Origin of the sequence: Corynebacterium nuruki S6-4 (genome assembly GCF_007970465.1) — a bacterium.
In the GTDB taxonomy this organism is placed as follows: Bacteria; Actinomycetota; Actinomycetes; order Mycobacteriales; family Mycobacteriaceae; genus Corynebacterium; species Corynebacterium nuruki.
The window spans coordinates 2,429,521-2,452,905 of record NZ_CP042429.1 but is presented as its reverse complement, the minus strand read 5'-3'; the positions used below and the strand labels follow the sequence as shown (position 1 = coordinate 2,452,905).

Genomic DNA, 23,385 nt, shown 5'->3' with positions numbered 1-23,385 from the left:
GCAAACCGGGCGGAATGTATCGCGAATATGCCCGGCGATGTGCCCGGAATTCACCCCGAAAGTCGGGGGAATTCCACCCGGAATGACGGGCGGAACGCGACAGTGCAAAAACCCGGAACTCACCAGCGCAATCTCGGTGGTCACCTGCGCCTTTCCCGGCTTCTCCGGGCCCCGTCCCGGCCCCTGCCCGGATCTGCCTCGGCCCCGCCGACGACGGCTCCCGGCCGCCCGCCTCAGCGGTGTTCGATGAGGTCCCGCCAGGCCGCGCCCGTGGCGTCCCACGAAAAGCCGAGCGCGCGGGTGCGGGCGGCCTCCCCCAGTCGCCGTCGCAGACCGTCATTGTCGAGCAGTTCGCGGACCGCCGCGGTGAAGGCGTCCCGGTCGTCGACGAGCACGCCGGTCTCCCCCGCGACCACGCTGTCGCGCAGCCCCGCCGAGGTCGAGTAGCCGACCGTCGGGACGCCGTGCAGGCCCGCCTCGATCACCGCGAGCCCCCACCCCTCCTTCCGGCTGGGCATGAGGTGCAGCGCCGCACCGGCGAGCAGCCGCTGCTTGTCGTCACCGTCGACGTGACCATGGAAGACCACGTGGCCGCCGAGCCCCCGGTCGGCGACGTAGCGGTGGAGATTGTCGGCCCACCAGCCGTCGCCGACGATGTCGAGGACCGCGCCCGGGTAGGCCGGGAGGATGCCGGCGAGGGCGTCCACCGCGTGCTCGATCTGCTTGAGCGGGGTGAGCCGCGAGAGGGTGACCAGGTGCGGGGCACCGCCCGGGGTCACCTCCGGCCTGGGTGGCAGCGTGCGGCCGGCCTGCAGCTCCTCCGGCACGTCCACACCGTTGTGGATGATCCGGATCCGTCCGGGATCCACGCCCAGATCCTCGAGCTCCCGCCGGCTCGAATCGGAGACGGTGACATAGGGGACGTCCCGGTTGACCAGCGGCGACAGCCGGGATTCGACGAACCAGCCGACGCGGGAGACCACGGGGCCGGCGTCCGGCCACTGTTCCCGGTGGCAGTGGTGGGTGAGCAGGATGGTCCGGGCACCGCCGAACATGCCGGCGAAGATGCGGGCGAAGAACGGCATGCCGTTCTGGGTGTCCACGGCGACATCGAAACGGCCGGACGCCGGCCCGAACCGGTGGCGGAGCATGTACCACCAGGCGGTGGTGTAGACAGTGATCTTCCCGCCGCCGCGGACGTAGGTCACCCCGTTGCGCCGTTCGGTCCGGACGGACCCCGGGTAGCGGGCGGTGCGGACGGTGACGTCGTGGCCGCCGTGTGCGGGGTCCGCCAGGTACTCGGCGACGCGCTCGAGGTAGACCTCGCTGCCCCCGCCCTCAGGGTGGCCGACATCCCGCCAGCACAGCAGAAGAACTCTCATGATGGAGGTCAGGGTAGCACCGGGTGGTGGTCCGTCACGGTGTTCGACGACGGCGGTCGTGGCCGCACGTTCCTGTCCGGTGGGCGCGCTACGGTCTGCGGCCATGAACACCGTCACCGCTGACCGCCTGCCCGCCACCACCGTCACCGCTGCTGTCACCGTCACCACGGTCACCACGGCGCCGGAGATCCTCGCGCTGGCGGAATCCCTGTGCACCGGCGCGGCGGGCGTCCCGACCCTGGTCGTCACCGCGGTCAACCGGACCCGCGAGGTGCAACTCGACCTGTCCCGCATCACCGACGAGTTCCCGGACGACATCCGCCTGGTCGTCATCGAGAATCCGGACCTCACCCGGGCGTTCACCGGCGCGATGCCGCCGGATGCGACACCCTACAACGGTGCGGCGCGTATCTACCCGGCGCACGATCTCGGCTGGATGACCGACCCGTTCGCCGATGACCTGCTGTTCACCGGCATCACCGACGCCAACGCGGACCGGGTGACCGGGGTGGTCATCGACCGGCTCCGTGTCATTCTGGCGGCCGCTGACCTGCACCGCCCGGCGCCGGACGCCGACCGGGCCGCGGTGCGCCCGTTCCGCGGCGAGTTCTCCGGGGCACTGTCCCCGCGGTCGGCGATGGTCACGTCGTCGGACGCCCCGGGTGCGTTCGGCGTCCTGCAGCTGGATCTGGACGCCCTGCAGGTCAGTCCGACCGTGACCGTCGACGGGCTGTTCCGGGACGGCGACGAGGTGCGGGGCACTCTCGGGGCGGACGGAACCGTGGCGTCCCTCGACGGTCTGCGCGAGCCGGCGGCGATGGTGGCGGAGCTGGTCGTCGGCGGGTGCTACCCGGCGGTCGTGACCGGGAAGGCCGGGAAGAGTCAGGTCGGGGTGCAGGTCATCCCGGGTACGGGCTCGACGCTGACGCAGCAGGGCATCGACCGGACGGCAGCCACCGGTGACGTGGTGACGGTACGGGTGCAGTCGGTCAGTGAGCGGGAGGGCCAGGTGCGGATCGCCGTCGGACCGGTGGTCGACGGTACGGCACGACTGCGGGACGCCCCGGCGCTGCGCGACGGTGGGCCGGCGTGGCTGTCCGGGCCGGCAGGGTCGGCGGGGTCGGCTGGGTCGGCGGGGTCGGCTGAGTCGGCGGATACCGCCGCCCCGTCTCCTGCAACTTCGCCTTCCGCGGGTCCGGACAGTGAACTGGCCGTGCTGCGCGGGCGCGTGCCGGCGCTGCGGGCGCAGATCCACGGCCTGTCCGCGGAGATCGACAGGCTGCGGGATGCGCTGAACACCGTCAACGACGAAAACAGGTACGCCTGGGACGAACACGACCGGCTGGACCAGGAGAATGCACTGCTGCGGGACCGGTTGACGGCGGCGGGGCTCAGTCTGCCCGGCGGCGTGGCCGGGGTCCCCGCCGGGACGGCTGCGGCCGGGACGTCGGGGACGTCCGGGGCCTCCGGTCGCCGTCCCCGGGGCAGCCGGAAGCTGCGGGTCGACCGGCAGACCGTGTACACCGAATGCGTGCTCAAGGGCACCGAGTTCACCGCGCCCGACGACCAGCTCGCCGAGGAGATCCGGCTGAGCTGGGCCCGCAATGTCGATGCCCCGGCGAAGGCAGACCACCCGCTGAACTACCGCTTCGGCGACGGTTTCCTCGCCTCGGTGGAGAAGACGGTGGGCGCGGGGGAATCGGCCCGCCGGAAGCTGCCGGACGTGCTCGCCTGGATCGCCGCCGGTTATGAGGATCGGACGTCGCGCCACCATGCCTTCCGGGCCGGGACCAGCGGTGGCGCGCCCCGGGTCGTCCGGCACACGGACGGGGCGAAGGCCTTCCGGGTCGACCTGGAGACCAGCACAGCGGCGGCCCGGCGGCTGCACTACTGGAAGCTGCCGGACGGCTCGGTCGAGTTCCACAGCGTCAACCTCCACGACGACTACCCGACGATGTGAGGTCGTGATGTGAGGCCGTGTGCCATCATCGACGCATGTCACAGGACAATCCCGCGCCGACCGACTTTGCGCCGACATTCCGTCCGTCCCATGCCACGGATGGGACGGAATGTCGGCGCAGAGTCGTGAGACGAGCCGGCACCCGCGGCCACGGGGACGCCACGTCTCTTCCCACCCTCCGCCGCCGCGCGACACTGCGGCGCTCCCTCGGTCTTCTCGCCGACTTCCGGTTCGAGCAGTCCGACCCGGACCGGTTCTACGGGCACCTCGCCGCGGACACGGTCGGCCTGCTGTCCGACATCTGGGCGGACGCCGGGGACACGGCGTCCCCCAGAGCAACGTCGCACGGCACAACGCCCCTGGCGGGGACCCGGATCCTCGACGTCGGTGGTGGCCCCGGCTACTTCGGCCGGGCCTTCGCCACAGCCGGCGTCGACAACTACGTGACCTGCGAACCCGACGTCGGGGAGATGGCCGCGGCGGGCATCAGACTGGCGTCCTCGGTGCGGGGATCGGGCATGGACCTGCCCTTCGCGGACAAGGCCTTCGACCTCACCTACTCCTCCAACGTCGCCGAGCACGTCTGTGACCCGTGGCGGATGGCGGACGAGATGCTGCGCGTCACCCGCCCCGGCGGCCTCGTCGTCTTCTCCTACACCTGCTGGCTCGGGCCCTTCGGCGGGCACGAGACCGGCCTGTGGCAGCACTATGTCGGCGGCGAGTTCGCGGCGCGCCGCTACGAGAAGAAACACGGCCGCCCGCCGAAGAACCGGTGGGGTGAGTCCCTGTTCAACGTCTCCTGCGCCGACGGACTGCACTATGCCGCAGCACTGCCGGACCGGCAGGACAGTCCGGACGCCGTCACCGACACCGCACCAGCTGCACCGGACCCCGACCACCCGTACCCCGCCGAGCTTGTGGCCGCCTTTCCCCGCTACCACCCGTGGTGGGCGTGGTGGTTGACGCGTGTTCCGGGACTGCGCGAGGTGGGGGTCTCGAACCTGGTCCTGGTGCTGCGGCGGCGGTAGCTGTGCAGCGGCCCGCACGGGGCTGGTCGACAGGCCGGTGCGGCCAACCCCTCGACGACCCCCGTCCCCAGGGGGCTGGTCGACAGGCCGGTGCAGCCGACCCCTCGACGACCCCCGTCCGCACGGGGCTGGTCGACAGGCCGGTGCGGCCAACCCCTCGACGACCCCCGTCCCGAGGGGGCTGGTCGACAGGTTGGCGTCAGCCTCGCCACCCGGCCGTCGCACCTCCGCTGCACCGCCCACACCGCCCATACCGCCATCCGTGCGCAGATGTGTAGGTTCCCGACATAAAACCGCAGGTGATGGCCTACGCAGGGAAAACCGGCGGGCCACCCCCGAACACGTCGGGAACCCACCCGGAAATGCTCCTCCGGAACGATATGTGGATATAGTGATCGGCGACACACGTTGTACCCGATGTCGGCACAGTCGACAGTGAGGACAGACATGACGAACTCCACCGGCCAGGGGAACACAGGCATCCCCGAGGCCTTCATCTACGAGGCCGTCCGCACCCCCCGCGGCAAGGGCAAGCCCGGCGGCAGCCTCCACACGGTCAAGCCCGTCGATCTGCTCAGCGGTCTGATCGCCGAGATCCTCGAGCGCAACCCCGGTATCGCCCCCGAGGCGATCGGCGACATCATCACCGGTGTCGTCTCCCCGCTCGGCGACCAGGGCATGGACATCGCCCGCACCGCCGCCCTCAACGCCGGCCTGCCGTTCTCCACCACCGGCGTGCAGCTCAACCGCTACTGCGCCTCGGGCCTGACCGCCCTGAACATCGGTGCGATGAAGATCCGCTCCGGCTGGGAGGACCTCGTCCTCGCCGGCGGCGTGGAGTCCATGTCGCGGGTCCCGATGGGTTCCGACGGCGGCGCCCTGGCGCTCGACCCGGAGACCTCCTTCTACACCGACTTCGTGCCGCAGGGCATCTCCGCCGACCTCATCGCCACCCTCGACGGTGTCTCCCGTGAGGAGCTGGACGCCTACGCCGCCCGCTCCCACGCCCGCGCCGCCCAGGCCTGGGACGAGGGCCGCTTCGACAACTCGGTCGTCCCGGTCAAGGACATCAACGGTCTGACCGTCCTGGACCGCGACGAGACGATCCGCCCCGGCACCACCGTGGAGAAGCTGGCCGGACTGCGTCCCGCCTTCGCCATGATCGGCGACCAGGGTGGTTTCGACGCCGTCGCCCAGACGAAGTACCCGCAGGTCGAGAAGATCGACCACCAGCACCACGGCGGCAACTCCTCCGGCATCGTCGACGGCGCCTCCCTCATCCTCGTCGGCTCCGAGAACGCCGGCGGGAAGTACGGTCTGACCCCGCGCGCCCGCGTCGTCGCCGCCGCGACGACCGGTGTGGAGCCCACCATCATGCTCACCGCCCCCGCCCCCGCGGCCCGCGCCGCGCTCGACAAGGCCGGCCTGACCCCCGAGGACATCGATGTCTGGGAGATCAACGAGGCCTTCGCCTCCGTCGTCCTGCGTGCCCAGCGTGAGCTGAACATCCCGGACGAGAAGCTGAACATCAACGGTGGCGCCATCGCGATGGGCCACCCGCTGGGTGCCACCGGCGCGATGATCACCGGCACCGCCGTCGACGAGCTGCACCGCACCGGCGGACGCTACGCCCTGATCACCCTCTGCGTCGCCGCCGGCATGGGCGTCGCCACCATCATCGAGCGCGTTTAAGGAGACACCATGAGCGACAACATCATCGGCTGGGAGTCCGACGGCAACGGCGTCGTCACCCTCACCATCGACGACCCGACCTCCCCGGTCAACACCATGAACGACGCCTTCCGCGCCTCGCTGAAGGAGACCGCCGCCAAGCTGGTCTCCGGTGTCGAGGCCAAGGAGGTCACCGGTGTCATCATCACCAGCGCGAAGAAGACCTTCTTCGCCGGCGGTGACATCAAGCAGATGATCACCTCCACCCCGGCGGACGCCGAGGCCACCCGCGACATGGTCGACGGGATGAAGGCCGACATGCGCGCCATCGAGACGCTCGGCGTCCCGGTCGTCGCCGCCCTCAACGGCACCGCCCTCGGCGGCGGCCTGGAGATCGCCCTTGTCGCCCACCACCGCATCGCCTCCGACGTGAAGGGCCTGAAGGTCGGCCTGCCCGAGGTCACCCTCGGCCTGCTGCCCGGTGGCGGCGGCGTCACCCGCGTCACCCGCCTGCTCGGCCTGGCGGACGCCCTGACCAAGGTGCTGACCACCGGTGCCCAGTTCACCGCCGAGAAGGCCCAGGGCCTGGGCCTGATCGACGAGATCGTCCCCGCCGACCAGCTCATCGAGACCGCCCGCGCCTGGATCGCGGCGAACCCGGAGTCCGCCCAGCCGTGGGACCGCAAGGGCTTCAGGATCCCCGGCGGCACCCCGTCCACCCCGGCGCTCGCGGCGATGCTGCCGAGCTTCCCGGCGAACGTCACCAAGCAGATCAAGGGCGCGCCGATGCCCGCCCCGAAGGCGATTCTCGCCGCGGCCGTCGAGGGTGCGCAGCTCAAGCGCATCGAGGATGCCACCGCCGTCGAGACCCGCTACTTCGTCGAGCTGGTCACCGGCCCGACGTCGACGAACATGATGCAGGCGTTCTTCTTCGACCTGAACCACTGCAACGGCGGCGGTTCCCGTCCGGTGCAGGCCGACGGCACCCCGTTCCCGAAGACCACCTTCACCAAGGTCGGCGTCATCGGCGCCGGCATGATGGGCGCGGCGATCGCCTACGTCGCCGCGAAGGCCGGCATCGAGGTCGTCCTCAAGGACATCAGCCAGGAGAACGCGGACAAGGGCAAGGCCTACTCCGAGGGCCTGGAGGCCAAGGCGCTGAAGCGCGGGAAGACGACCGAGGAGAAGTCCGCGGCACTGCTGTCGCGCATCACCCCGACCGCCGACTACGCCGACATCGCCGACGTCGACCTGGTCATCGAGGCCGTCTTCGAGAACACCGAGCTGAAGCACAAGGTGTTCGCCGAGATCGAGGCCGCGGTGCCGGACACCTGCGTGCTGGGTTCCAACACCTCGACCCTGCCGATCACCGGCCTGGCCGAGGGTGTGGACCGGAAGAAGGACTTCATCGGTCTGCACTTCTTCTCCCCGGTGGACAAGATGCCGCTCATCGAGATCATCTCCGGTGACGAGACCGCCCCGGAGACCCTGGCGAAGGCGCTGGACTTCGCCCGCCAGATCCGCAAGACCCCGATCGTGGTCAACGACTCCCGCGGTTTCTACACCTCCCGGGTCATCGGCACGGTCCTCAACGAGGCCATGCGCATGTTCGTCGAGGGTGTGGACCCGGCCGTCATCGAGGCCGCCGGCCGCCAGGCCGGTTACCCGGCCCCGCAGCTGCAGCTGCAGGACGAGCTGAACCTCAAGCTGGCCCGCAAGATCGGTGCGGAGAACAAGGCCGCCGCCGAGGCCGCGGGTGTCGCTGTCGACGACGGCGGCGTCAACGCGCTGGTGGACGCCATGCTCGACGACTACGAGCGCCCCGGCAAGCTCGAGGGCAAGGGCTTCTACGAGTACGACGAGAACGGGAAGCGCGCCGGCCTGTGGTCCGGCCTGCGTGGTGAGCTGCGCGAGAAGCTCGGCATCACCCCGGTCACCGTGCCGGACGCCGAGACCACGACCGCCGGCCACGGCCTGGACACGGCCACCGGCGACGGCCCGGCCTTCATCGACCTCATCGAGCGCATGCTGTTCATCGAGGCCCTGGAGACCCAGCGGTGTGTCGACGAGAACGTCCTGACCTCGGACGCGGACGCCAACATCGGCTCCATCCTCGGTATCGGCTACCCGGCGTGGACCGGCGGTACCCGCCAGTTCATCACGAACTACGCCCGCCCGGTCGCGGCCCCGCTGCCCGCGGACGCCGGTGAGGACTACCCGACCACCGGTGTGGCCGGCTTCGTCGCCCGTGCCGAGGAGCTCACCGCGACCTACGGTGACCGCTTCGCCCCGGTCGCCTCGCTGAAGGGCTAGATCCCCCGCTCCGACCCCGCAAGTCCCCGCACCCGGTGGGTGGCCTTCACAGGGCCACCTGCCGGGTGCGGTCGTCCGGGTACGGTCGGGCGACATGAGCACAGACTTCTACCGGCAACTGTCACCCACCTGCGGGTTGCGCGTCAGCCCGCTCACCCTCGGCACGATCACCTTCGGCGGCGACCACGGCATGGAGTACTTCGGCCATGTCGACGTCGACGGTGCCGTCGACCTGCTGTCCCGCGCGAAGGACGCCGGGATCAACCTGGTCGACACGGCCAACTTCTACTCCACCGGTGTCGCCGAGGAGGTCCTCGGCAAGGCGCTGGCGTCCTCCCGCTCCTTCGACGACCTGCTGGTCACCTCGAAGGTGCGGATGGTCATCGGCGACGGCCCCAACGACGGCGGCCAGTCCCGCTGGCACATCCTCGACCAGGTCGACAAGACCCTCCGCCGGCTCGGCCGCGACCACCTCGACCTCTACTACCTGCACGAGTGGGACGGCCAGACGCCGCTGGAGGAGACCCTCCAGACGATGGACCAGCTGGTCCGGTCCGGGAAGATCCGCTACTACGGCGTCTCCAACTACACCTCCTGGCAGCTGATGAAGGTCCTCATGACCTGTGAGCGCAACGGTTTCATCAAGCCGGTCAGCCAGCAGATCTACTACACACCGCAGGCCCGCGACGCCGAGTACGAGATGATCCCCGCGGCGATCGACCAGGGGCTCGGCAGCCAGGTGTGGAGCCCGCTGGGGATGGGGCTGCTCACCGGCAAGTACCGCCGTGGTGTCGAGCCGGAGTCCCCGGCGCGGATGGTCGACGGGCCGGGGACGGACGTCATCGTCACCGACCGGGAGAACCTCTACGACATGGTGGACACCCTCGACGAGGTGGCGTCCGCCCACGGTGCGTCGGTTGCGCAGGTCACGTTGGCCTGGCTGCTGACTCGGCCGGGGATCACCAACCTCGTCGTCGGCGCGCGGACCACGGCGCAGTGGGAGGATTCCCTCGGCGCGGTGGACCTCACGCTGACCGACGAGGAGATCTCCCGGATCGCCGGGGTCAGTGCACCGGCGGTGCGCTACCCGTTCTGGCACCAGGTCGATCTGGCGTCCGACCGGCTCAGTGCGGCGGACCGGTCGATCATCGGGACCACCGCCGGGCAGCTCGGCTGACAGAACCTCACAGAACCTGCGGGAAGCTGCGGGAACCTGTCAGAAGCTGACAGAGAACCCGCAGGTTGTGGCCCGGGAGCGGCGTCCGGAACCGGGTAAACTGGACTCACCCTGACCCCTGCACCCGGACCGGAAGGCCCCCGTGATCACCACCGTCGTCGACTGGATCGTCTCACTCATGGCGGTCATCGGTGCCCCGGGCGTGGGCCTGGCCATCCTCATCGAGACCGTCTTCCCGCCGATCCCCAGCGAGGTGGTGCTCCCGCTCGCCGGCTTCGCCTCGACCGAGGGACGCATGAGCGCCCTGGCCGCATTCCTCTGGGCCACCGCCGGCTCGGTGGTCGGCGCCTGGCTGCTCTACTGGCTCGGGGCCGCGGTCGGGGCTGACCGCCTGCGCGCCGTGGCCGACCGGATGTGGCTCACCGAGGGGGCCGACGTCGACCGGGCGCTGCACTGGTTCGACCGCTACGGCGAGGCCACGGTGCTCATCGCCCGGGTCATCCCCGGGATCCGCAGCCTGGTCTCCATCCCGGCGGGCGTCCACCGGATGGGACCGGTGAAGTTCACGCTGCTGACCACCCTCGGCTCGGCGGTGTGGAATGCGGTGCTGATCGGCCTGGGCGTGCTCCTCGGTGACAACTACCACCGGGTCTCGGACACGATCGACAACTTCTCCACCCTGATCTACGTCCTCGTCGCCCTGGCCTGCGTGGCGGGCGTGATCTGGCTGGTGCGCCGCGACCGGCGACGCAAGGCCGCCCGCCGGGAGGCCTGACTCAGTTGTCCCCGCGCACCCGGGCGTGCAGCCGGTCGAGTTCCCGGTCCAGCGCCGCGGTCGTGTCCACGTCGAAGAAGCCGGTCCGCAGCTGCCAGTTGAGCCCTCCGGGCGTCTCGAAGGTGTCGATGACATCGTCGATGGGCGTGGCGGCGTCCTGCAGCGCCGGGGCGAGACCGGCGGCACTGCTGCGGACGAACCGCTCGGACGCCGCGGCGTCCAGCCCGTGCTCCGCCGCCCACCGGGCGAGGTCGGCCACGTACTGCAGCAGTCCGGTCTGCGCACCGGTCAGCACCGTGACCGCCGCCATCTGGTCCTCGTCGGCGACCGCCATATGGCCGCCGAGCAGGTCGAACAGGGCCACCGCCGCCGGGAACGCCGGGATCACCGGGGTGATGCCGGCCCGGCGCGCCACCGGCGGCAGCGGCACCGAACGCACGATGTCGGGGCCGTCCCCGACCGCCGCGCGCAGCGTCGCCAGGTCCACCCCGGCCAGCGTGCTCACCACGGTCTGCCCGGCGCGGAACTCCACCCCGTCGAGCGCGGTGGTGAGCTGCTCCGGGCGGACCGAGACCACGACGGTCTCCGCGCCCGTCGCCACCGCCGCATTCGAGGACGCCACGGTGAGCCGGCCGGTTCCGGCGAACCGCTCCTGCAGTGCCGCCACCCGGTCGCGGCCCCGCGGCGAGAGGACCACCGTGGTCGGGGACCCGGCGGACCCGGCGTCCCCGGTGGCCCCAGCCCCGCCCAGTAGTCCCTCCACCATGGCGCCGGCGATCTCGCCGACCCCGATGAAGCCGACCGTGCTCACTTCGACCACTTCTCGGACTCCTGCATGATCATCTGGATCACGCTCGTCGCGTGGATCTCCAGCAGCTCGTCGATGTCGGACTCCGGATCCAGCTCATGGGCGATGATCAGCCCCTCGGCGCCGGCGATGAGGTAGGTGATGATCGCCTGCCGCCGCCCCTCGGGCACGTGTGAGAAGTGGGTCTTCCCGATCACGCCGAGGCGGGCGGAGAGGTTCTCCCGCATCTGCAGGTACATCCGCCGTGGCTTCGGGTTGTCCTGCCGCTTCTGCAGTGCCAGCGGCAGCCCGAGGTGGAGGAACTCGGGGTGCTCCCGCAGTGTCCCGATGAGCTGCTCGGCGATGGCGACGAGTTCGGCGAGGATGTTGCCGTCGGCGGGGATGTCCCAGGCCTGGTTCCAGGCGTCGAAACTGTCCTCGATGACGGTCGACATCAGGTCGTCCTTGTCCTCGAAATGCCAGTAGATCGAGCTCGCCGGCAGGCCGCAGCGCCGCGAGATGGCGGCGATGCTCGTGCCGTCGTAGCCGCGCTCGGCGGAGATGGCGGCGGCGGCGTCCAGGATCTTCTGACGCGACCGCTCACCGTCGGCACGCCGGTTGCGCACCTTCCGGTTCTTCCCTGCGGTGTTCTTCTCAGTCTGGACAGCCATGGCCTCATACTACGGAACAGGATCCCCCGGTACTTTCCCGGGTGTATCCGTCCCGTCTCCAGAACCGGTATCATCTACAGCTTCCCGGACCTCCCGGGCCTGCCGGATATCCCGGACCAGCTGACTGTCCCGCTTCTCCACGGCCGCCGTGTACCGTTCGGTGACCTGCAGCGATTCCTCGGCGGGCAGCCCTTCCCGCAGTTGCCGGACCCGCTCGGTCTCACTGTCGAGCACCGCACCGAACAGCAGCACCGCGTTGACGAGATAGGCCCACAGCATCAGCACGATGATCCCGGCCAGTGCCCCGTAGGTCGCGTTGAACCGGCCGAACCAGGTGACGTAGACGTACAGGCCGCCGGAGGCGATCACCGCGCCGACGATCGCCAGCACCGCACCGGGACTGAACCAGGTCCGGGGACGCAGCCGCACATTCGGGGTGATCCGGTACAGCAGCACAATGACGAGGATGATCGCCAGCGGGACCAGGAACCAGCGCAGCACCGCCCACACCGACAGCACCTCCTCCCGCAGTCCCACGACCGCACCCAGCCACGCCGCCACCGGCCCGGAGACCACCAGGCCGAGCACCCCCAGGGCCGCCAGCACCAGCAGGGACGCCGTGAGCAGGTACATCTGCAGGTTCCAGCGCACCACTCCACGGCCCTCCTCGACCTCGTAGATGGTGTTCATCGCCCGCCCGAAGGTCTTCACGTAGCCCGAGGCGGTCCACAGGGTCGTCGCCAGGCCGACCGCCAGACCGAGCCCCGCGGCCGGCGCGGTGAGCACATTCTCGAGCACCGGACGCACCGACGACCACGTCTCCTCGGGTGTCACCGCCTGTGCCTCGTCGAGCAGCCGCAGCACCGTGTCCTCGTCCTGGCCGAACAGGCTCAGCACCGAGACCAGGGCGATGAGTCCCGGAAACAGTGCCAGCAGGGACCGGTAGGCGAGACTGCCGGCGTAGTCGAGACAGCCGTAGGCCCCGAACCGGCGCACCGCCCGGCCCGGCACGTTGCGCCACGGGGACCTCATACCGGCCCCAGCTGGTGCATCCGGCGCGGCAGCAGTTCCCGCAGCACGATGCCCGTCTCGGTCCGGCTGATGCCCCGGCAGCCCATGATCTCCTGGGTGACGCGGTACAGGTCCTCCGCGTCGACCGCCACGACCTCGATGGACATGTCGCTGCGTCCGGAGATGCCGAGGCACTCCACGACCTCCGGGATCTGTGCGAGGTCGTCGAGCATGCCGTCGAACATCGCCTGGTTGGCCTCCGCGGTGACGATCGCCCGCAGCGGCCGGCCGACCGAGGCCGGGGTCAGCCGCGCGGTCACCGGCGCCAGCGGCCCGTCGGACGCCGTGAGCTTCGCCAGCCGGGCCCGGACCGTACCCCGGGCGAGGTGGAGTTTCTCGGCGAGGAAGGCGACGGTGGCCCGCGGGTGTTCGTCGAGCACGTCGAGGATCCGGTGGTCGGTCCGGTCAAGGACGGCCGACCCAGTGGGGTGCGCTGTGGTCATAACGGTCAACAGTAACGCATCTGATTGCCCGGAACGGTGTACATGCCCGACACTTTCCGGCATGTCCGACCACTCTCTCCCCACCGGGGCCGTCCCCCGTGCCACCGTCTCCCGCACCACCGGGGCGTGCGCGGCCCTGACCCTGTGCCTCGCCATCGCCGGAGTCAATCTCCCGAACCCGCTGGCGCCGCTCTACACCGACCGGTTCCACCTCACCCCGCTGCTGCAGTCCACCCTGTTCAGCGTCTACCTCGCCGCGCTCGTGCTCACCCTCGCCGCCACGGTCCTCGACCCCCGGCGCCGCTCCCGCACCATGACCGACGAGGTCCGCACGCTCGTCACCGCACTGGCCCTCACCCTGGCCGCCGACCTCGTGATGCTCGCCGGAACCGCCGCTTTCCCGGTCCTGCTCGCCGGGCGGGCCGTCGCCGGGGCCGCCGCCGGACTGGCGACCGGGTCCGCCGCCGCGGTGGCGCTGGCCGGACTCGGGGAGAGCGCCCGGACCGTCGCCGCCGGGGCCGCGGTCGTCGGGGCACTGGCCGCCAACATCGGTGGTGGTACGGTCGCGACTCTGACGGGGGCCGGGACGGCGTCCTGCCTGTCGGTGTATCTGGGGCACGCCCTGCTCGCCGGGGTCCTGGCCGTCACCCTCGTCGCCAGTGCGCGGCGGGGCCGCCCGGCCGACGTCACCGCAGCGGGGAAGCCCTCGGACGCACCGGGCAGGACCCCGGTGGTGCGGGTCGTCGGCGGCTACCGACAGCGGCACCGGGTCGCCGGCTACCTCATCGGCGTGATGTCGTGGACCGCCGCCGGCATCGTGCTCGCCCTCGTCGCCACCCGCGTCCGGCAGACCTCACCGGACCTGTCACTGCTGGGGGCCATGGCGCCCGGTGTGGTCTTCCTCGCCGTCTCCTGGGTCGGCCAGCTGCTGGTCAACCGCCGGATCCTCCGGCTGCGGGCCTGGCAGACCTCCCTGCCGCTGGTGCTGGGACTCGCGGGACTCGGCGTGGCGCTCGACGCCGGGAACTACCCCGCGGTCCTGGCCGCCGCCGCAGTGTGCGGACTGGGGCAGGGCCCCTGCTACAGCCTGGGTCTCGCCACCGTCACCCACGGGCTGCCACCGGAGCGTCAGGGCCGGGCGGCCTCGGTGTACGCCGCGGTGGCCTACGGCTGCTGCGGCGTCCTGACCGTACTGGCCGGGCTGCTGGCCACCGCGGCAGGGGTGGCGGAGACCTTCACGGTCACCGCCGTGGTCTGCGCGGTGTCCGGTGTGACGGCGACGCTGCTCGCCGGGCCGCGACTGCCGCTGGTGCGGCTGGCACAGGTGGTCGCGGTGGCGCCGCCGGTCCGGGCCGCTCACGGTGCCCGCGGATAGGCCCGGAAGCGGCCGGAAGACGCCGGAAGTCACTCGAAGCCGCAGGAGCCGACAGACCTTCTCCGGACCGCCATCACTTCGTGTCACCCGCCTTCAGTCCGGGTCGGTCCGGTCGCCGGAACCGACCCGGACTGAAGGCATCGGGCGGTAACTGAAGGCACCCCGGTCTCCGGGCCTGCCGATGTGTCACCGGACACGTGCGGGACCGATGTCTCCCGCGGGGCACTCTCCGGGGCTTTCCCTCCCCCGTCCGTGAACTCGAGCACGGATGACACGGGCAGCGGGGGTCCGCGCCCTCCGTGCTCGAGTTCACGGACACGCCGGAGCCTGGGCCGCAGGCCGGGTCAGTCAGCGGAGTCGTGGCAGTCGGGTCAGTCGCCGCCGGTCAGCGGCAGGTCAGTCGCCGAGACCGTCGAGGAACGCCGGGGAAGGCACGAAGAACAGTGAGCCGGTGACCGCGGTGGAGAAGTCCAGGATGCGGTCGTGGTTGCCCTCCGGCACACCGATGAACATGTTGCGCAGCATCTCCTCGGTCACCGACGGGTCCTTGGCGTAGCCGATGAAGTAGGTGCCGAACTCGCCGTCGCCGCTCAGCGAACCGAACGGCATGTTCTCCCGGATGATGTCACCGTCGATGTCGTTGAGCGCGACATGCGAGTTACTCGGCTTGTGCTCGTCGTCGAGCTCGAGGTCGTCGAGCTTCGTCCGGCCGATGGCCTTCTCCTGCTCCTCGGTGCTCAGCGCGTTCCACGCGGCCATGTCGTGCAGGTACTTCTGCACGATGACGTAGGAACCGCCGACGAAGGAGGCGTCCTCCCCGTCGCCGTCCGCGATCACCGCGGCGTCCAGTGCGTCATCCCCCTCGGGGTTCTCGGTGCCGTCGACGAAACCGAGGAGATCGCGCTCGTCGAAGTAGCGGAAACCGTGCACCTCGTCGACGATCGTCGCAGTGCCGCGCAGCGCGTCGGTGACGACACGGGCCAGTTCGAAGCACAGGTCCTGCCGCGCCGCGCGCAGGTGGATCAGCAGGTCACCGGGGGTGGAGACGGCGGTGTGCGTCGCGCCGCGGACCTCGACGAACGGGTGCAGGTGGGCCGGGCGCGGCTGGTCGGGGAACATCCGGTCCCACAGATCTGAGCCGATACCGACGATGCTCAGCAGCTCCGCCTCCGGGTGCCGGAACCCCACCGAACGGGTCAGACCCGGCAGTTCCCCGAGGAAGTCCCGGGCGGCGCCGGCGGCGTCCTCACCGTCGTCGACGGTGAAGACGAGGAACATGGCGGCGTTCGCGGGGTGGGAAACAACCTGCTGGGTGGGCATGGGGCCTCTCTCGTGGTGCTCGGTGGATCGTCAGGACAGTCCTCTGTGACTTTACCGGCACGCCGGACGCCGTTCCCTGATCAGGGCACCGCAACCGGACCGAGTGGCGGTCCCGGTACACCTGGGCAGAGGAACTGCGGTTGAGCGCAGATAGGGAGCGCCGTCTCCTCGGCTGGTCTCATCTGAAGATCCTGATCGCCAGCCCGCTGGCGACGGAGACGGAACGCGATGTCATTGCCATGCTGGCTATCCGCGGCATCAGCGACGACAATGACGGGTACGACGGCAAAGGAGGCCGACAGTGAACAACGGAAAGATCACCGATCCACTGGAGCGGAAGCTCGCCGCCCAGACTGCGGTCAACGCGACCCGGGGGACCAGAACCGTCCTGCCCCGCTGGGTCTATGAGCTTGCCGGAGCCCCCGTCCCCGACGAGGCGACCGATGAGCTGCAGCGCGTCCCCCCGGAAGGTTCGCTGTTCTGAGCTGACGTCGGCACCGGCCGACGCCCGCTGACGCCGGACGCCGTTCCCTAGTTGTAGTTCCCCGTGAGGTTGTGAACACGGTCCATGGGAGCCAAGCCTCCGATGCCCGTGTGAGCTCGCCGGCGATTGTAGTGCTCGATGAACTCGCCGTACACCTGCTCCCGGGACGCCTCACTCAGATACGGCCTCGCGTAGGCCCACTCGGTCATCAACGTGCGGTTGAACCGCTCGACTTTCCCGTTGGTCTGCGGCCGGTACGGCCTGGTCCACCGGTGCTTGACCTCCGGTCCCAGCGCATCGGCGAACGCGTGGGACCGGTAGCAGGCACCGTTGTCGGTCATCACCGCACCGACGGTCACACCCAGTGACGCGAAGAAGTCAGCTGCCCTGATCCAGAAACCCGCCGCGGTGTCTTTCCGCTCGTCGTCGAGGATCTCGGAGTACACCACCCGCGAGTAATCATCGACTTCCATGGTGCAGGTACCGGTAGCCTCTGCCTGGTTTCGCTCCGGCTCGGGCGGCCGCTCCAGTGGCTCGACCGGATGCCCGGTGTTGGTCGGAGCCACGACCGAACATCCGCCACCCACCACCGTCGGGGATCCTGCCGAGTTTCTTGATGTCGACATGCACCAGCTCGCCTGGTGCGGATTTCTCGTAGCGGCGTGGCGGGGTCTTGCGTACCGGCAGTCCGGTGGCCTGGTCGATACAGTCCAGAGCGGGCATGTTGTAGCGGTCCAGCACCCTGCCGACCGTGGAGCGGGCGACACCGAGGTGGTATCCGATGCGGTGGGGTCCCCACCGTCGGGTGAACCGCAGGTTGATGATCCGGTGCTCCCTGCGCCGGTCCAGCTGATGGGGGCAGTGGTGCGGACGGCTCGACCGGTCGGCGAGCGACTCTCCGGCCCGGTGACGGGCTACCCAGCGGTGGGCGGTGGCCGGTGAGACGTTGAAACGTTCGGCGGCGCGGCGTTGGGTCCATCCGTGATCGACGATCAGGCTGACGAGTCTTGCCCTGCCGGTCGGGGTCAAGGGTGCGTTACGGTGGGACACGAAGACCTCCTGGTTCCTCGTTGTTGGTGGTGGTTCACCCTCAACGGTTACCGGAGGTCTTCTTTCACGTCATCCCGGTGGTCGTGTTCACAACCTCCTCGGGAAGTACACCTAGTGCCCGCGCTTCACCGCGATGACCCAGCCGGCGTCCCCGCGCGCCTCGAACTGTGTGACCTCATGGCCGTCGGTCGCGGCCCACCGCGGGATGGCGTCCGTGGCCTGGGTGCAGTCGAAGTCGATGACGAGCTCGTCGCCCACGTCGATCTTCCCGATGGCGTTCTTCGCCTCGATGAGCGGGAACGGGCAGACCGCGCCGAGGGTGTCCATCCCCCAGCGACCGTCGCCGAGATCGGTGAGTCCGTCCTTCTTCGCCGTGGCGCCCACGGCCACCAGCGGCCGGTCGAGGACCGCGACCGCCGAGGCGAAACCGCCCAGGTCCGCGGTCGGGGCGGCGTCCTGCGACGGGGCCGGCGTGCCGTCAGTGCCGTCAGTGCCGTCAGCGACCTCGACGTCCTGGCTGTTGACCGGCTGGTCGGGCTTCAGCCACAGCTTCGCCGCGGCGCCGACACCCAGTGCGATGAACAGCAGCGCCACCCAGCCCTGGTAGCTGAACAGGGAGGTCTGCACCATGCCGTTGCCGACGGTGCAGCCGCCGGCCCAGGCCGCGCCGACACCCATCAGCAGGCCGCCGACGACCGAGCGGGACGCCTGGCGGGCATCCGGCACGCGCACCCGGAACTCACCGGAGGCCTTCGCCGCGAAGAAGGAGCCGACGAGGATACCGAGGACGAGCAGCACTCCCCAGTCGATGTTGTCCGCGCCACCGTTGACGATGCCCTTGACCAGGTTGGAGGACGGGGTGGTGATGCCGAGGCCGTCGTTGCGGCCCGTGGCGTCCGACAGCGGCCAGGCGACGACGCCGAGCAGGCCGACGACCAGCGCGGTCCCGAAGACGTGCCACGGCTTCTCCGTGAGCAGGTGGGCCAGACCGGTCTTGCGCGGCGGCAGCGTGGCCATCGCCGGGGTGGCCCGCTCCTTGGCGAGGAAGTACCGGACGAGCACGGCGGTGACCAGCACCAGCGGGATGACGAACCACCAGCTGCTGATCCCGAGGGATTCCGGGGCGGTGGTGGCGTTGACGGTGAAGCCGCGCAGCCAGTCGTTGAGGCCGCCGAGCGCGCCACCCTTCATCGCCGCCGAGGAGACGGCGTACATCACCAGGGCGATCCAGGAGCCGACGAGGCCCTCACCGGCGCGGTACCAGGTGCCGGAGGCGCAGCCGCCGGCCAGCACGATGCCGAGGCCGAAGAGGAAGCCGCCGACGATGACGGCGGCGGGGGCGAAGTCCTTGAACTCCGGCGTGATCACCCCGGTGCTGGTCAGGGCGGCCAGGCCGACCGCGTGGACGGCGATGACGACGAGCAGTGCGGTGAAGCCGCGCCAGCTGCGCAGGGTGAAGATGTCGCGGAGGAAGCCGGTGACGCAGAACCGGCCTCGCTGCATGGCGAAGCCGAGCAGGCCACCGACGATGAGTCCGGTGATGAGCATGGGATCTCCCGAGAAAATGGACAGAGCGGTCTGTTTGTTCTCTGGGGAGAATACGCGGGAACGTCGACGGGCACAAGGTCACGTTGACGGGCGTCGATGTCTCCGCCGATGCCGTCGGCGCCAGCGCCGGCGCCGCTACAGCAACCTCTGCACCCAGTCGACGAAGAGCCTGGTCTCCGCCTCCCCCAGCCGGTCCGGATGCGCCGTCGCAAACTCGACGAGCGACCGGCCCTGCTGTACCGCGGACTCGTCCGAGGTCCCCGTGATCGCCCGGATGACCCCTTCCCGCACCGCGACGCTGAGAGCCCGGTCCTCCTTCTCCTGGATGATCTGGCGCAGCGTCACCCCGATATTGGTGGCGAGGATGTGGGCCGCCGCCTGCCCGGCGGGCACGACGAGCCTGCCCTGCCGCTGCGCTTCGGCCGTCAGTCCGTTGAGCATCCGCCACGGCCCCTCCTGCGCTGCCGGGGCACGCCCCGGAGTGACGGTCCCGTACATCAGTGTGTAGAAGCCGGGATTCGCCAGCCCGAAGGCGACATGGGCGTCCCACCCCGCACGGATGTCCCGGACTGGGTCGCCGCTGGACCCGGACCGGCCTTTCTCCCGGACATACATGTCGAAACCGTGCTCGACAACGGCATCGACAAGGCCCTGTTTACTGCCGAAGAAGTGGTACAGCGTCGGCAGTTTCACGCCCGCGGCATCGCAGACCGCGCGCAGCGAGAACTCGCCGCCGGGATTGGCCGCGATGAGATCGGCGGCGGCGGTGAGCAGCTTGACCCGGGAATCCGTCATGTTTTCCACGATAGTGGTTGTATCGCCGCCACATATTCATATATCGTCGCTATATCAACCTGGCCCACCGACAGAGAAAGGCCCCTCCGATGAACACCTACGACCTGACCGGACGCACCGTCCTCATCGCCGGCGGCGGAAAGAACCTCGGCGCCCTCGTGGCACGCCAGGCCGCCGCCGGCGGCGCCGACGTCGCCATCCACTACAACTCCGAGTCCAGCCGGCCCGAAGCCGAGAAGACCCTCGCCGCGGTCGAGGAAGCCGGACGCCGCGGCGTCCTGCTCACCGGCGACCTCACGGTCCCCGACAATGTGCGGACCCTCTTCGAGGATGCGGAGGCCGCACTCGGCCACATCGACATCGCGGTCAACACCGTGGGAAAGGTGCTGCGCAAGCCCATCGTGGAGACCACCGAGGACGAGTACGACGACATGTTCGACGTCAACGCCAAGGCCGCCTACTTCTTCCTCCAGGAGGCCGGCCGGCACGTCAGCGACGGCGGACGCATCATCACCCTCGTGACCGCACTGCTCGCGGCCTTCACCGACGGCTACTCCACCTACGCCGGTGGCAAGGCCCCGGTCGAGCACTTCACGCGCGCCGCGGCCAAGGAATTCGGCGAGCGCGGCATCTCGGTCAACAACGTCGCCCCCGGCCCGATGGACACCCCGTTCTTCTACGGTCAGGAGACCCCGGAGCGCGTGGAGTTCCACAAGTCCCAGGGCCTCGGCGGGAGGCTGACGGAGATCGGGGACATCGCCCCGCTCATCCTCTTCCTCGCCACCGACGGCGGCTGGATCACCGGTCAGACGTTGTTCGCCAACGGCGGGTACACCACCCGCTAGCTGGCGCAGCGCCTCTCCGGACACGCCCGGCACGTCATCGGACAGGCCGCCAGGTACGGTGGCCGATGAATCCCTCACCGACGTGTCAGGAGAAACCCATGCCCGACCGGCACCGGACCGTCCCCGGTCTGCTCGCCACCGGCGTCCTCGCCGCCGGCCTCGCCACCGTCCCACTCCCCACCGCCGGCGCCGCACCGGACCCCGCCCCGGACGCCGCCCCAGGAGGGGCGATCACCTGGGAAAACTGCCCCGACCAGGTGACCGAGGCCCGCGCCGAATGTGGCCGGATCAGTACACCGATGCACCACGACGACCCTGACGGGGAACAGATCTCCGTCGGCTTCGTCCGCGTCCCCGCCGCCGACCCCGCCGCCCGGCGCGGCGCCCTGTTCGGCAACCCGGGCGGCCCCGGCGGCGACGCCTACAGTTTCTTCGGCGCCGGCAGTGGCGACGGCGGGGACGGCGGCGCCGCCATGCAGTGGCCCGCCGGCCTCTCCGACGAATGGGACATGGTCGCCGTCCAGCCCCGCGGCCTCCCCGGATCCACCCCGGTGGACTGCTCCGCCACCCCGGCCGGCTGGGATCCGGTGCGCATGCAGCTGCAGTACGGCGCCTTCGTCACCGAAGCCTGCGAAACCGGCACGCCCGGGTACACGGACGCACTGAACACCTGGGAGACCGCCCAGGACTGGGAGGACGTCCGCGCCGCCCTCGGCGAGGACCGGATCTCCCTGCTCGGCCTGAGCTACGGCACCCAGCTGACCTCCACCTACGCCACCCTGCACCCGGACCACACCGACCGGCTCGTCCTCGACTCGGGCTACGACCCCCGCCTCGCCTGGAACGGTGTGATGGGCGCCCAGACCGACGGGTACATCGGCGCCCTCCACGACTTCCTCACCTGGGTCGCCGACAATGACGCGACCTACCACCTCGGCACCACTCCCCTGGCCGTCTACCGCGCCTGGTCGCGGGTGGTCGTCGAGGAATCCGGCACGAACCCGACCGTCGTCCCGCCGCCCGCCGAGATCGGTGACCTGCCGCCGGGACTGCAGTGGGCCGGGCAGCCCGCCGCGGATGTCCTCACCGCCTTCGACGGTCCGCAGGCCCAGCTCGAGGGCCTGTTCAGCCAGCTCACCACCCCGGGTGCGGTCCAGGCCACCTCCCCGACGCTCGCCCTGACCCGGATCACCGTGCCGCAGCCGAACCAGTGGGGTGCGCTCGCCGAGCTCATCAACGGCACCGCCGAGCGGCCGGACGCCGATGACCTCACCGAGGCCTTCTCCGAGGACGACGCCGCCACGGCGTCCAACATGCAGCTGCTGGTGATGTGCAACGAGAACCGGGTCGCGGCCGACCCCGCGGCGGTGCCCGGCTACCTGTGGAACGGTTTCGTCACCGGCGACCCGTTCCAGTCCGCCGGCGCGACCTTCACCTCCGGCGCCGCCTGCTCCGGCATCACGCCGGACGCCCCGGTCGTCGACGTCTCCGGCGACGGTCTCGCCACCCGGCCGCTGCAGCTCCAGGGCACCCGCGACCCGCAGACCCCCTATCCGAACCACGGTCCGCTCGCCGAGGCGATGGGCAGCCACGTCATCACCGTCGACGGCCCCGGTCACGGCCAGTTCGGGATGGGCAACGACGTCGTGGACGCCGCGGTGCTGGAGTACCTGCGCACCGGGCACACCGACGTGACCGCGGCGCCGGGGCGTCCGGTGAGTTAGGACGCCCGGTCCGGGAGCCCGGCACGGCGACGGCGCCGCCTGACGACCTCGTTGTCGATCAGCGCGCCGAACACCAGCGCCGCGTTGATGAGGAAGAGCCACACCATCAGCACGACGACGCCGGCCAGCGCCCCGTAGGTCACGTTGAACGACCCGGCCTTCGCCACATAGAGGAAGAAGAGCATCGTCGCCGCCACCGTCGCGACGATGGCGAGGGACGCCCCGACCGTGAACCAGCGCAGCCAGAACAGGAACCACGGGAACCGGCGTCCGCCCCAGGTACGGCGCAACCGCACATCCGGGGTGATGCGGTAGAGCATCCCGACCAGCAGCACCACGACGAGGACCACCACCACCCAGCGGACGTACCGCCACACGGTGATCACCGCGGTCTCCAGGTGGATGAGTTCACCGACCGCCTCGGCGACCGGCCCGGAGAGCACCGCGCCGACGAACCCGACGGCGGCCAGCAGCAGGAACAGGCCGGTCAGCAGATACATCTGCACATTCCACCGGAAGATGCCCCGCTGCTCGACGATCCCGTACACCGCGTTCATCGTGCGGCTGAACGTCTTGATGTACCCGGAGACCGTCCACAGGGTGGTGAGCAGGCCGAGGACCAGGCCCAGCCCCGCCTGCGGCGCGCGCAGGATGTTCTCCAGCACCGGACGCACCGACTCCCAGGAATGCTCCGGGGTGACCTCCTCGATCTGGTTGAGCAGGCGGAGCACCGAGTCCTCGCTCTGGCCGAACAGGCCCAGGATCGAGACCAGGGCGATGAGCCCGGGAAACAGGGCGAGCATCGAGCGGAAGGCGAGACTGCCGACGAGGTCGACGAAGTCCTCGTCGAAGAAGCGTCTGACGGCGCGGACCGGGACGCGCCGCCAGGACGCCGGCTGGTCCGGGGCCGGGTCCGGGGCAGGGGCGGGGTCCGGGGCACCGGGGCCGGGAGCGGAGGTGGTCAGT

Annotated in this window: 20 protein-coding genes and 1 pseudogene; 11 read left to right on the top strand and 10 right to left on the bottom strand. The window is 70.3% G+C overall.

Features of this window, described 5'->3' with window-relative positions; genetic code table 11:
* Nucleotides 1-233: 233 nt before the first annotated feature.
* Complete coding sequence (locus FSW06_RS10890) at nucleotides 234-1,382, bottom strand: glycosyltransferase family 4 protein (protein WP_040430221.1); 1,149 nt, start codon at nucleotides 1,380-1,382, stop codon at nucleotides 234-236.
* Between the two features lie 103 nt (nucleotides 1,383-1,485).
* Between FSW06_RS10890 and FSW06_RS10885 the strand changes: the two genes are divergently transcribed.
* From FSW06_RS10885 to FSW06_RS10860, 6 genes are all read left to right on the top strand, one after another.
* Complete coding sequence (locus FSW06_RS10885) at nucleotides 1,486-3,342, top strand: hypothetical protein (protein ID WP_010120542.1); 1,857 nt, start codon at nucleotides 1,486-1,488, stop codon at nucleotides 3,340-3,342.
* A 125-nt stretch (nucleotides 3,343-3,467) separates the two neighbouring features.
* Complete coding sequence (locus tag FSW06_RS10880) at nucleotides 3,468-4,370, top strand: class I SAM-dependent methyltransferase (protein ID WP_010120544.1); 903 nt, start codon at nucleotides 3,468-3,470, stop codon at nucleotides 4,368-4,370.
* 447 nt (nucleotides 4,371-4,817) lie between these two features.
* Nucleotides 4,818-6,062 (top strand): acetyl-CoA C-acetyltransferase, encoded by a 1,245-nt coding sequence (locus tag FSW06_RS10875; protein ID WP_010120545.1) that lies wholly within the window; start codon nucleotides 4,818-4,820, stop codon nucleotides 6,060-6,062.
* Nucleotides 6,063-6,071: 9 nt separating this feature from the next.
* Complete coding sequence (locus tag FSW06_RS10870) at nucleotides 6,072-8,354, top strand: 3-hydroxyacyl-CoA dehydrogenase NAD-binding domain-containing protein (RefSeq protein WP_010120546.1); 2,283 nt, start codon at nucleotides 6,072-6,074, stop codon at nucleotides 8,352-8,354.
* Between the two features lie 94 nt (nucleotides 8,355-8,448).
* Nucleotides 8,449-9,531, top strand: a complete 1,083-nt coding sequence (locus tag FSW06_RS10865) for an aldo/keto reductase (RefSeq protein WP_010120549.1) — start codon at nucleotides 8,449-8,451, stop codon at nucleotides 9,529-9,531.
* A 142-nt stretch (nucleotides 9,532-9,673) separates the two neighbouring features.
* Nucleotides 9,674-10,306, top strand: a complete 633-nt coding sequence (locus tag FSW06_RS10860) for a DedA family protein (protein WP_010120550.1) — start codon at nucleotides 9,674-9,676, stop codon at nucleotides 10,304-10,306.
* A 1-nt stretch (nucleotide 10,307) separates the two neighbouring features.
* Here FSW06_RS10860 and FSW06_RS10855 read toward each other — a convergent pair whose 3' ends face one another.
* Genes FSW06_RS10855 through FSW06_RS10840 form a run of 4 tightly spaced genes read right to left on the bottom strand, consistent with a single transcriptional unit; the run spans nucleotide 10,308 to nucleotide 13,278 of the window.
* The gene (locus FSW06_RS10855) at nucleotides 10,308-11,126 is read right to left on the bottom strand and encodes an NAD(P)-binding domain-containing protein (protein WP_010120552.1); all 819 of its coding nucleotides are present in this window, start codon (nucleotides 11,124-11,126) and stop codon (nucleotides 10,308-10,310) included.
* The gene (locus FSW06_RS10850; RefSeq protein WP_010120554.1) at nucleotides 11,114-11,764 is read right to left on the bottom strand and encodes a TetR/AcrR family transcriptional regulator; all 651 of its coding nucleotides are present in this window, start codon (nucleotides 11,762-11,764) and stop codon (nucleotides 11,114-11,116) included. The genes FSW06_RS10855 and FSW06_RS10850 overlap by 13 nt, the downstream gene beginning before the upstream one ends.
* 9 nt (nucleotides 11,765-11,773) lie before the next feature.
* The gene (locus FSW06_RS10845) at nucleotides 11,774-12,796 is read right to left on the bottom strand and encodes a YihY/virulence factor BrkB family protein (RefSeq protein WP_010120556.1); all 1,023 of its coding nucleotides are present in this window, start codon (nucleotides 12,794-12,796) and stop codon (nucleotides 11,774-11,776) included.
* Entirely contained in the window at nucleotides 12,793-13,278 is a 486-nt protein-coding gene (locus FSW06_RS10840) for an Lrp/AsnC family transcriptional regulator (RefSeq protein WP_010120559.1), read from the bottom strand. The genes FSW06_RS10845 and FSW06_RS10840 overlap by 4 nt, the downstream gene beginning before the upstream one ends.
* 61 nt (nucleotides 13,279-13,339) lie before the next feature.
* On the opposite strand from FSW06_RS10840, the gene FSW06_RS10835 reads away from it, so the two are divergent.
* Nucleotides 13,340-14,653 (top strand): MFS transporter, encoded by a 1,314-nt coding sequence (locus tag FSW06_RS10835; protein ID WP_010120561.1) that lies wholly within the window; start codon nucleotides 13,340-13,342, stop codon nucleotides 14,651-14,653.
* A gap of 396 nt (nucleotides 14,654-15,049) precedes the next feature.
* On the opposite strand, the gene FSW06_RS10830 is transcribed toward FSW06_RS10835, so the two are convergent.
* The gene (locus FSW06_RS10830; RefSeq protein WP_010120563.1) at nucleotides 15,050-15,973 is read right to left on the bottom strand and encodes a Dyp-type peroxidase; all 924 of its coding nucleotides are present in this window, start codon (nucleotides 15,971-15,973) and stop codon (nucleotides 15,050-15,052) included.
* 140 nt (nucleotides 15,974-16,113) lie between these two features.
* On the opposite strand from FSW06_RS10830, the gene FSW06_RS14555 reads away from it, so the two are divergent.
* Together FSW06_RS14555 and FSW06_RS10825 are read left to right on the top strand one after the other, a co-directional pair.
* Nucleotides 16,114-16,278 (top strand): hypothetical protein, encoded by a 165-nt coding sequence (locus tag FSW06_RS14555; protein WP_010120566.1) that lies wholly within the window; start codon nucleotides 16,114-16,116, stop codon nucleotides 16,276-16,278.
* Nucleotides 16,275-16,457, top strand: coding sequence for a hypothetical protein (locus FSW06_RS10825; RefSeq protein ID WP_010120568.1), 183 nt, complete (start codon nucleotides 16,275-16,277; stop codon nucleotides 16,455-16,457). The genes FSW06_RS14555 and FSW06_RS10825 overlap by 4 nt, the downstream gene beginning before the upstream one ends.
* Nucleotides 16,458-16,504: 47 nt before the next feature.
* On the opposite strand, the pseudogene FSW06_RS10820 reads toward FSW06_RS10825, so the two are convergent.
* From FSW06_RS10820 to FSW06_RS10810, 3 genes and pseudogenes are all read right to left on the bottom strand, one after another.
* Nucleotides 16,505-17,507 (bottom strand): annotated as a pseudogene (locus tag FSW06_RS10820) (IS481 family transposase).
* 111 nt (nucleotides 17,508-17,618) lie between these two features.
* Nucleotides 17,619-19,055, bottom strand: coding sequence for a YeeE/YedE thiosulfate transporter family protein (locus tag FSW06_RS10815; protein ID WP_010120601.1), 1,437 nt, complete (start codon nucleotides 19,053-19,055; stop codon nucleotides 17,619-17,621).
* A gap of 135 nt (nucleotides 19,056-19,190) precedes the next feature.
* Nucleotides 19,191-19,850: a TetR/AcrR family transcriptional regulator gene (locus tag FSW06_RS10810; protein WP_010120602.1), complete on the bottom strand. Its 660-nt coding sequence runs from the start codon at nucleotides 19,848-19,850 to the stop codon at nucleotides 19,191-19,193.
* 89 nt (nucleotides 19,851-19,939) lie between these two features.
* Between FSW06_RS10810 and FSW06_RS10805 the strand changes: the two genes are divergently transcribed.
* The gene (locus FSW06_RS10805) at nucleotides 19,940-20,695 is read left to right on the top strand and encodes an SDR family oxidoreductase (RefSeq protein WP_010120603.1); all 756 of its coding nucleotides are present in this window, start codon (nucleotides 19,940-19,942) and stop codon (nucleotides 20,693-20,695) included.
* Between the two features lie 98 nt (nucleotides 20,696-20,793).
* Entirely contained in the window at nucleotides 20,794-22,419 is a 1,626-nt protein-coding gene (locus FSW06_RS10800) for an alpha/beta fold hydrolase (protein ID WP_010120604.1), read from the top strand.
* Here FSW06_RS10800 and FSW06_RS10795 read toward each other — a convergent pair.
* A complete protein-coding gene (locus FSW06_RS10795; RefSeq protein WP_083827050.1) occupies nucleotides 22,416-23,384 on the bottom strand; it encodes a YihY/virulence factor BrkB family protein in 969 nt (322 codons plus the stop codon). The two genes, FSW06_RS10800 and FSW06_RS10795, sit on opposite strands and share 4 nt — an antisense overlap.
* Nucleotide 23,385: the final 1 nt, after the last annotated feature.

Excerpts from the sequence above, each read along its gene's own strand:
- FSW06_RS10830 (WP_010120563.1), bottom strand. The coding sequence starts at position 15,973 with ATGCCCACCCAGCAGGTTGTTTCCCACCCCGCGAACGCCGCCATGTTC.
- FSW06_RS10865 (WP_010120549.1), top strand. The coding sequence starts at position 8,449 with ATGAGCACAGACTTCTACCGGCAACTGTCACCCACCTGCGGGTTGCGC.
- FSW06_RS10840 (WP_010120559.1), bottom strand. The coding sequence starts at position 13,278 with ATGACCACAGCGCACCCCACTGGGTCGGCCGTCCTTGACCGGACCGAC.
- FSW06_RS10890 (WP_040430221.1), bottom strand. The coding sequence starts at position 1,382 with ATGAGAGTTCTTCTGCTGTGCTGGCGGGATGTCGGCCACCCTGAGGGC.
- FSW06_RS10810 (WP_010120602.1), bottom strand. The coding sequence starts at position 19,850 with ATGACGGATTCCCGGGTCAAGCTGCTCACCGCCGCCGCCGATCTCATC.
- FSW06_RS10850 (WP_010120554.1), bottom strand. The coding sequence starts at position 11,764 with ATGGCTGTCCAGACTGAGAAGAACACCGCAGGGAAGAACCGGAAGGTG.
- FSW06_RS10845 (WP_010120556.1), bottom strand. The coding sequence starts at position 12,796 with ATGAGGTCCCCGTGGCGCAACGTGCCGGGCCGGGCGGTGCGCCGGTTC.
- FSW06_RS10870 (WP_010120546.1), top strand. The coding sequence starts at position 6,072 with ATGAGCGACAACATCATCGGCTGGGAGTCCGACGGCAACGGCGTCGTC.
- FSW06_RS10885 (WP_010120542.1), top strand. The coding sequence starts at position 1,486 with ATGAACACCGTCACCGCTGACCGCCTGCCCGCCACCACCGTCACCGCT.
- FSW06_RS10815 (WP_010120601.1), bottom strand. The coding sequence starts at position 19,055 with ATGCTCATCACCGGACTCATCGTCGGTGGCCTGCTCGGCTTCGCCATG.
- FSW06_RS10800 (WP_010120604.1), top strand. The coding sequence starts at position 20,794 with ATGCCCGACCGGCACCGGACCGTCCCCGGTCTGCTCGCCACCGGCGTC.
- FSW06_RS10875 (WP_010120545.1), top strand. The coding sequence starts at position 4,818 with ATGACGAACTCCACCGGCCAGGGGAACACAGGCATCCCCGAGGCCTTC.
- FSW06_RS10835 (WP_010120561.1), top strand. The coding sequence starts at position 13,340 with ATGTCCGACCACTCTCTCCCCACCGGGGCCGTCCCCCGTGCCACCGTC.
- FSW06_RS10805 (WP_010120603.1), top strand. The coding sequence starts at position 19,940 with ATGAACACCTACGACCTGACCGGACGCACCGTCCTCATCGCCGGCGGC.